Source organism: Rhodococcus sp. MPR-R1B (assembly GCF_058793255.1).
The window spans coordinates 19,727-27,119 of sequence record NZ_JBXAFO010000047.1; the positions used below are offsets into that span (position 1 = coordinate 19,727).

The 7,393-nt window shown below is 62.3% G+C and carries 8 protein-coding genes; all 8 read left to right on the forward strand.

Annotated features, from left to right (window positions below):
- Window positions 1-133: 133 nt before the first annotated feature.
- Entirely contained in the window at window positions 134-1,228 is a 1,095-nt protein-coding gene (locus tag AC1Q61_RS31610; RefSeq protein WP_030535017.1) for a hypothetical protein, read from the forward strand.
- Complete coding sequence (manA, locus tag AC1Q61_RS31615; RefSeq protein ID WP_042922158.1) at window positions 1,229-2,461, forward strand: mannose-6-phosphate isomerase, class I; 1,233 nt, start codon at window positions 1,229-1,231, stop codon at window positions 2,459-2,461.
- A gap of 8 nt (window positions 2,462-2,469) precedes the next feature.
- Window positions 2,470-3,429, forward strand: coding sequence for a cation diffusion facilitator family transporter (locus tag AC1Q61_RS31620; RefSeq protein WP_042450115.1), 960 nt, complete (start codon window positions 2,470-2,472; stop codon window positions 3,427-3,429).
- Window positions 3,430-3,515: 86 nt separating this feature from the next.
- Window positions 3,516-5,012 carry an amino acid permease gene (locus tag AC1Q61_RS31625; RefSeq protein ID WP_030535015.1) on the forward strand — a complete coding sequence of 499 codons (1,497 nt, stop codon included), beginning with the start codon at window positions 3,516-3,518 and terminating at the stop codon, window positions 5,010-5,012.
- Between the two features lie 111 nt (window positions 5,013-5,123).
- A complete protein-coding gene (locus tag AC1Q61_RS31630; protein WP_030535014.1) occupies window positions 5,124-6,350 on the forward strand; it encodes an alkane 1-monooxygenase in 1,227 nt (408 codons plus the stop codon).
- On the forward strand, window positions 6,350-6,535 hold the full coding sequence (locus AC1Q61_RS31635; protein ID WP_003940827.1) for a rubredoxin: 186 nt from the start codon (window positions 6,350-6,352) through the stop codon (window positions 6,533-6,535). The genes AC1Q61_RS31630 and AC1Q61_RS31635 overlap by 1 nt, the downstream gene beginning before the upstream one ends.
- A complete protein-coding gene (locus tag AC1Q61_RS31640) occupies window positions 6,532-6,714 on the forward strand; it encodes a rubredoxin (protein ID WP_003940894.1) in 183 nt (60 codons plus the stop codon). The genes AC1Q61_RS31635 and AC1Q61_RS31640 overlap by 4 nt, the downstream gene beginning before the upstream one ends.
- A gap of 48 nt (window positions 6,715-6,762) precedes the next feature.
- Window positions 6,763-7,393: TetR/AcrR family transcriptional regulator (locus tag AC1Q61_RS31645; RefSeq protein WP_492654921.1), on the forward strand; the 631-nt coding region annotated here is incomplete at its 3' end.

Below are 7,393 nucleotides of genomic sequence, written 5' to 3' on the forward strand. Positions count from 1 at the left end.
GAAGCCCTGGGATAGTTGGGGGACTATCTCAGGAACGACGGCCTCGGGAACGAGGGCTTTGCCACCACGGACCGCGTGGAGCTGGAATGCTGGATGGTGCGGGAACTGCTAACGGAGAAGGGGGTGCGGTGAGATGACAGCGCCGATGCCGCTTCTCGACCTCGACGACAGCGAGGGTTTGTCAGCTGCCGATTCGGAAGGGCTACTGCGGTCTGTAGCCATGGGCGGCGCACAGATTCGGGCCACCGCGTCGGCCGTCGGTGAGGGTGTGATCTCCCGATTGGCCGGTCTGCGTCCGCGCAGCGTCGTACTGATCGCCGGCGCGGGTGGCGCCCGGCACGGAGCCAGGATCGCGCTTGCTCTCGTCGGAGATTCGGTCGGTTGCCCGCTCCTCGTTCTCGACCGGACGCCGTCGTGGGCCGGGCCGTTGGACGTGATCGTCGTCGCCGGTGACGATGCCGGTGATCCACGCCTCGTCGAATCCGTTGACAGTGCCGTACGCCGCGGCGCCGAGGTTGTTGTCGCCGTTCCCGACGAGGGGCCCATGCGAGCCGTGGCGGCCGGGCGCACCATGCCCTTGCCACCGCGGCTCTACGCCTCGCCCCGGCACACGATGACGCGGTTCCTCGCCGTCTTCCTCGCGGTTGCCGCCGAAATCGAGGGCAAGGGATCGATCGAGGACCGTTCGGCGGTGCTCGGTCGAATCGCCGACGCAGTTGATGCGGAGGCGCTGCGGGACGGACCGGCCAACGAGGTATTCCACAACCCGGCCAAGTCGTTGGCCACCAGGATGAGCGGCCGGCGAGTCGTTCTGTGTGGAAGTGGTTCCGTGACAACAGCACTCGCAGAGTTCTCGAGCGTTGCGCTGATGAGCTCCGGCCTGAACGCCGCTGCCGCCGAGATGTCCGAGGTGATTCGTTCGGCGCGGGCACTGTTCGCGCCGGACGCAGCTTCACGTGATTCGGTGTTCCACGACCCCTTCTTTCACGATCCGCAACTCGACGGCGCGCTGCCGACCCCGCCGGCGCGGGCGTTCGTCTTCGCGACCGAATCCACGCGCGGGGAGGCGAGGCGCCGGATGGACGCACTGGCCGACGCCGACCTGGTGGTCGCGGCAGACGAAGACCAGACCAACGTGGTCATATCGGAGATGGAGCAGGTATTCGTGTTGGCGTCTCGAGTAGACATGGCCGCGGCGTACGTGCAGTTGACGGGCGGTGCGAAGTAAGTGCGTGAACTCGAAGGTGCACTTCGTTCTTACGCGTGGGGCTCGCGAACGGCAATTGCCGAACTACGCGGTCTTTCGACTCCGTCGAATCATCCCGAAGCGGAATTGTGGTTGGGCGCGCACCCGGGTGACCCGGCGCGCGTGATCACCGAATCCGGAAGCGAGTCGTTGCTCGAGGTCCTGCACCGCGAACCCGAACGCGAACTCGGCCGTGAGAACCTCGAGGCATTCGGTGAGCGACTCCCATTCCTGCTCAAGCTGCTTGCGGCGGAAGAACCGCTGTCACTTCAAGCGCACCCCAGCGCCGTTCAAGCCGACGAGGGTTTTCGTCGTGAGAACGCACTCGGCGTTCCCATGGAATCGCCGATTCGCAACTACAAGGACGGCAGCCACAAGCCCGAACTCGTTGTCGCACTGAGCAGATTCGAAGCGCTTGCCGGATTCCGCGAGCCGACGCGGACTGTCAAACTGCTGCGCGCTCTGGCCGTCGACGAGTTGGAGCCGTACATCGGTCTGCTCGAAGGGCAACCCGATTCCGACGGACTGCGGGCGTTGTTCACGACATGGATCACGCTGCCGTCCACGGTGCTCGGGACCTTGCTCCCTGCCGTACTTGCCGGGTGCATCACCTACGTCGCACACCACGACGCCGAATTCGTGACCGAGATCCGCACCGCGCTGGAATTGAGCGAGGCGTACCCCGGCGACGCCGGTGTTCTGGCGGCACTGCTGCTCAACCGCGTCACCCTCGAGCCCGGCCAAGGACTGTTTCTCGCTGCCGGCAATCTCCACGCGTATCTCCATGGACTCGCGGTCGAGATCATGGCCAACTCCGACAACGTGCTGCGCGGTGGGCTGACACCGAAGCACGTCGACGTGCCCGAATTGCTGAGGGTTCTGGACTTCGTCGGGGCCGATATCGAAGTGCTCGATCCGGCCCCGTCATCTGGATCAGGTCAGTCAGGATCAGGTAGATACGAGTACGTCACGCCGGCGCCCGAATTTCGTTTGACGCGTCTGGAGTTCGACGCGAATTCCACGGACATCGTCGTCGACGCTTCAGGCCCGCGGATTCTGATCTGCACCGACGGCGCGGTCACTGCGACGTGCGGCACTGACACTCTCGACCTCGATCGAGGCCGAGCGGCGTGGATCGCTGCCGACGAGCCCGCGATACACCTGAGCACACGGACCCCGACTGCGCAGGTTTTCAGTGCCGTAGTCGGAAACTAGGAGACATTGTGTCGGCTCATGGTGGCAAGAAGGCAATTCTGGCGGCCCTCGGAGCCAATGCCGGAATTGCCGTAGCCAAGTTCGCCGGATTCTTGATCACCGGATCGTCGTCGATGCTCGCCGAATCGGTGCACTCGGTGGCCGACACGTCCAATCAGGGTTTGCTGCTCCTGGGGCAGAAGAAGGCAGAACGTGACGCGGATCAACTGCACCCGTTCGGCTACGGGCGCAACCGATACTTCTATTCGTTCGTCGTTGCACTGGTGCTCTTCACCCTCGGTTCGCTGTTCGCGATTTACGAGGGTATTCACAAGATTCAACATCCGGAAGAACTCAATTCGGCTTTCGTGGCAATCGCGATTCTTGTCATAGCGATTTGTCTGGAGGGCTACAGCTTCCGGACCGCAGCGAAGGAATCACGACCGCTCAAGGGAAATGCGTCGTGGTGGAACTTCATCCGAACCTCTCGTAGCCCGGAACTCCCGGTTGTGCTGCTCGAGGACACCGGCGCATTGATCGGTCTCGTCCTTGCACTCGGCGGCGTCGGCCTCACGATGGTGACCGGAAATCCGGTCTTCGACGGCATCGGAACTCTGTGCATCGGTGTCCTGCTCGGCATCATCGCGATCATTCTGATCATCGAAATGCAGTCGCTGCTGATCGGTGAGGGCGCAACGGCGGTGGAGACCGAACTGATCCTCAACGCCCTGGTCGACGGAACTCGTATCGAACGCGTCATTCATTGCAAGACGCAGTACCTCGGTCCCGAGGAGATCCTTGTTGCTGCCAAGGTTGCGGTGCCGATCGGATCGACGATCTCGGACGTGGCGACGGCGATCGACGAGGCCGAGTCTCGCGTGCGCGCTGCAGTGCCTGCGGCGCGGGTGATCTACCTCGAGCCGGACCTGGATCGTCTCAGCGCAGGAGATCGCCCTGAAACAGATCTACAGGCTCCCGACAAACCCTGAACAAAGCTGCGCCTGCGGGCTTAGGCTGATGCCATCTCTCTACTTGCCCATGGTGGGACCTGCTGGTCCCCAGCAAGGAGGCGGCAATGGCTGTCAAGGACGAGCAGGCCGGATCTGGACGGTCGAAGCTGTTTCGAACCAAATCGATCGAGCAGTCCATCAAGGACACCGACGAGCCGGAAACCAAACTCCGGAAAGAACTGAACTCGTGGGATCTCACGGTGTTCGGTGTCGCAGTCGTCATCGGTGCGGGCATCTTCACACTCACGGCTCGGACGGCGGGAAATGTCGCCGGGCCGTCGGTCTCGCTCGCGTTCGTCATTGCCGCCATCGCCTGCGGACTGGCAGCGCTGTGTTACGCCGAATTCGCGTCGACGGTCCCGGTTGCCGGTAGCGCGTACACGTTCTCGTACGCGACGTTCGGCGAATTCGTCGCCTGGATCATCGGCTGGGATCTCATCCTCGAATTCGCCTTGGCGTCTTCGGTGGTCGCCAAAGGCTGGTCGCTGTACCTCGGCGAAGTGATGGGCTCACGCAGCCCGATCGTCGAGTTGGGGCCGATATCCTTCGACTGGGGTGCGGTGCTGGTGATCGCTGTCATCACGATCCTGCTCGCGACCGGCACAAAACTCTCGTCGAGGGTGTCACTGGTGATCACGGCGATCAAGGTCGCGGTGGTGTTGCTGGTGATCATCGTCGGTCTGTTCTACATCGACACCGACAACTACTCGCCGTACATTCCGCCGTCGGAGCCGGGCTCGACGGGAGAGGGCATCCACCAGTCGTTGTTCTCGTACGTGACCGGGGCCGGTGGCAGCACGTTCGGGTGGTACGGATTGCTCGCGGCAGCCAGTCTGGTGTTCTTCGCGTTCATCGGCTTCGACGTCGTCGCCACGACGGCGGAGGAGGCGAAGGAGCCGCAGAAGGCGCTGCCACGCGGCATCCTGGGTTCTCTCCTGATCGTCACGGTTCTGTACGTGGCGGTGACACTGGTGCTGACGGGGATGGTGAAATACACCGAGCTCGAGGGCGATACCTCCAACCTGGCAACGGCATTCGCTTTCCACGACATCACGTGGGCGAAAAACGTCATCTCGTTCGGCGCTTTGGCCGGTCTCACGACAGTGGTGATGGTGCTGATGCTCGGGCAGACCAGGGTGCTCTTCGCGATGGCACGCGACGGTCTGATGCCACGACGCCTGGCACCGACCGGCAAGCACGGAACCCCTGTGCGGATCACGATCTTGGTCGGCGTCGTGGTCGCGGTGCTCGCCGGCGTTTTTCCGATCGGCACCCTCGAGGAAATGGTCAACATCGGCACACTGTTCGCTTTTGTTCTCGTCTCGATCGGGGTTCTCGTGCTCCGTCGGACGCGTCCCGACCTACCTCGCGGATTCAGGGTGCCGCTGGTCCCGCTGGTCCCGATTCTGGCCGTCCTCGCGTGTCTGTGGCTGATGTTCAACCTGTCGGTGGAGACCTGGATGAGGTTCGTGGTCTGGATGGCCCTCGGCGTTGTCATCTATTTTGCCTACAGCAGGCAGCATTCGATGATCGGGAAGCGTGAACGCGGCGAAATCGAGTAAATGTACAAAGTTTATGATTTGTCTATCACTTGTACAAAATCAGTAGTACTGTCTACCTCATAGTGAACTGACTCACAGTTTTCGGGTCGGTCCGAATCGAGGAGGTAGACCGTGTCGACGCACGTGGACTCGCAATCCGGCCAGACGCTCCCGCCCGAGCAGTGGCGTGACAAGAAGAGATACCTCTGGCTGCTCGGCCTCGTGCCGCCGACGGCGGTCTTCATCGCCGTCGGATTGGTCGCGTTGTTCAACAGTCTCGGATGGAATGCGGTCTCGCCGGTGTGGTGGTGGATCGGGCCGCTTCTCGTCTACATCCTGCTCCCGATCCTCGACATCTTCTTCGGCCCGGACGGCGAGAATCCGCCGGACGAAGTGATGGAGCGCCTCGAGAACGACAAGTACTACCGGTATTGCACCTACATCTACATACCGTTCCAGTTGGTCAGCCTGGTCCTGGCCTGCTACCTCTGGTCGGCGACCGATCTGTCCTGGCTCGGAATCGACGGGGGACTTGGGCTGATCTCCAAGATCGGTCTGGCGATCAGTATCGGTTGTGTCGCAGGAATCGGGATCAACACCGCACACGAGCTCGGTCACAAGAAGGACGATCTCGAACGCTGGTTGTCGAAGATCACTCTGGCGCAGTCGTTTTACGGCCACTTCTACATCGAGCACAATCGTGGACACCACGTGCGCGTCGCCACGCCCGAGGATCCGGCGTCGTCTCGCTTCGGTGAGAGCTTCTGGACCTTCCTGCCGCGCAGTGTGTGGGGATCTCTGCGCTCGTCGTGGTCCCTGGAAAAGGCCAGACTCGATCGACTGGGTAAGAAGCCGTGGACAATTCGCAACGACGTCCTGCATTCGTGGTTGATGTCCGTCGTACTGTTCGGTGTCCTCGTCGCCGTCTTCGGCCTCTCGGTACTGCCGTTCCTGGTGCTGCAGGCCGTGTTCGGATTCTGTCTGCTCGAAACCGTCAACTACCTCGAACATTACGGACTGAAGCGTCGTCGTCTGGACAGCGGGCGGTACGAGCGTGCAGCACCGGAGCACAGTTGGAACAGTGATCACATCTGCACCAACATCTTCCTGTATCACCTCCAGCGTCACAGCGATCATCACGCGAACCCGACGCGTCGTTATCAGACGCTTCGAAGCATGGACGGTGCGCCCAACCTGCCCAGTGGGTACGCGAGCATGATCATCCTCGCCTACGTTCCACCGCTGTGGCGAAAAGTGATGGATCCCAAAGTCCTTGCGCACTACGGCGGCGACATCACCCGCGTCAACGTTCAGCCGTCCAAGCGTGATCGCATCCTTGCTCGGTACGGAGCAGCGTGATGAGCAGCTATCGATGCCCGGTGTGTGAATACGTCTACGACGAATCGAAGGGTGCACCACGAGAAGGGTTTCCGGCGGGCACGCCGTGGGATGCCGTGCCGGACGACTGGTGCTGTCCGGACTGCGGCGTGAGGGAAAAGCTGGACTTCGAGCCGATGCCGGCAACGGCGGGGAGTGAATCATGAACGACTACAAGCTGTATCAGTGCGCGCAATGCGGCTTCGAGTACGACGAGGCAGTCGGCTGGCCGGAGGACGGTATCGAACCGGGCACTCGCTGGGATGACATTCCCGAAGACTGGAGTTGCCCGGACTGCGGGGCGGCGAAGAGCGACTTCTTCATGGTTGAGGTCGAACGACGGTGAGATGCGTCGGCGACGAACGGACCTAGGTGCGGCGGTAGTGTCGTCACCATGACTTCGACGCCCACTCGTCTGCCGCAGAAAGAAGCGTCGCGCCTGCTGCTGCGTACGTCGGTGCTCGATTCGATGCGTGAGTTGTTGACCGAGCGCGACTGGTCCGAGGTGACGCTGACGGTTCTGGCCAAGCATGCCGGTGTGAGTCGTCAGACGCTCTACAACGAGTTCGGCTCGAGGCAAGGGCTTGCCGAGGCGTACGCGCTTCGCCTTGCTGACGGCTTCGTCGACGCGGTGGACGAGGCCATGGTGGCGAACGACGGACGTGCAGTCGAGGCATTGACGGCGGGTTTCGGATCGTTTTTCGCCTCCAGTGCAACCGACCCGTTGGTGATCTCTCTGCTCACCGGTGAGGCCAAGCCGGACCTGCTTCGCCTGATCACCACCGACAGTGCGGTCATCATCGAGCGCGCGTCGTCGCGGCTTGCGGAGAGTTTCCAGCGAGGGTGGATTCAGGCGTCACCCGCCGACGCCGGAATTCTGGCCAGGGCGATTGCGCGTCTCGGGCTGAGCTACATTTCGATGCCGCCGGAGTCCGAGGCTTCGGTGGCGGAGGATCTGGGCATACTGCTCGGGCCGTTCATCGACGTGGCGCGCGAGGGCCGCGCAGTAGAGGGGCGGGCGGGAG

Coding starts and splice junctions, on each gene's coding strand:
- AC1Q61_RS31635 (WP_003940827.1), top strand. CDS start 6,350: ATGAGCAGCTATCGATGCCCGGTGTGTGAATACGTCTACGACGAATCG.
- AC1Q61_RS31625 (WP_030535015.1), top strand. CDS start 3,516: ATGGCTGTCAAGGACGAGCAGGCCGGATCTGGACGGTCGAAGCTGTTT.
- AC1Q61_RS31610 (WP_030535017.1), top strand. CDS start 134: ATGACAGCGCCGATGCCGCTTCTCGACCTCGACGACAGCGAGGGTTTG.
- AC1Q61_RS31640 (WP_003940894.1), top strand. CDS start 6,532: ATGAACGACTACAAGCTGTATCAGTGCGCGCAATGCGGCTTCGAGTAC.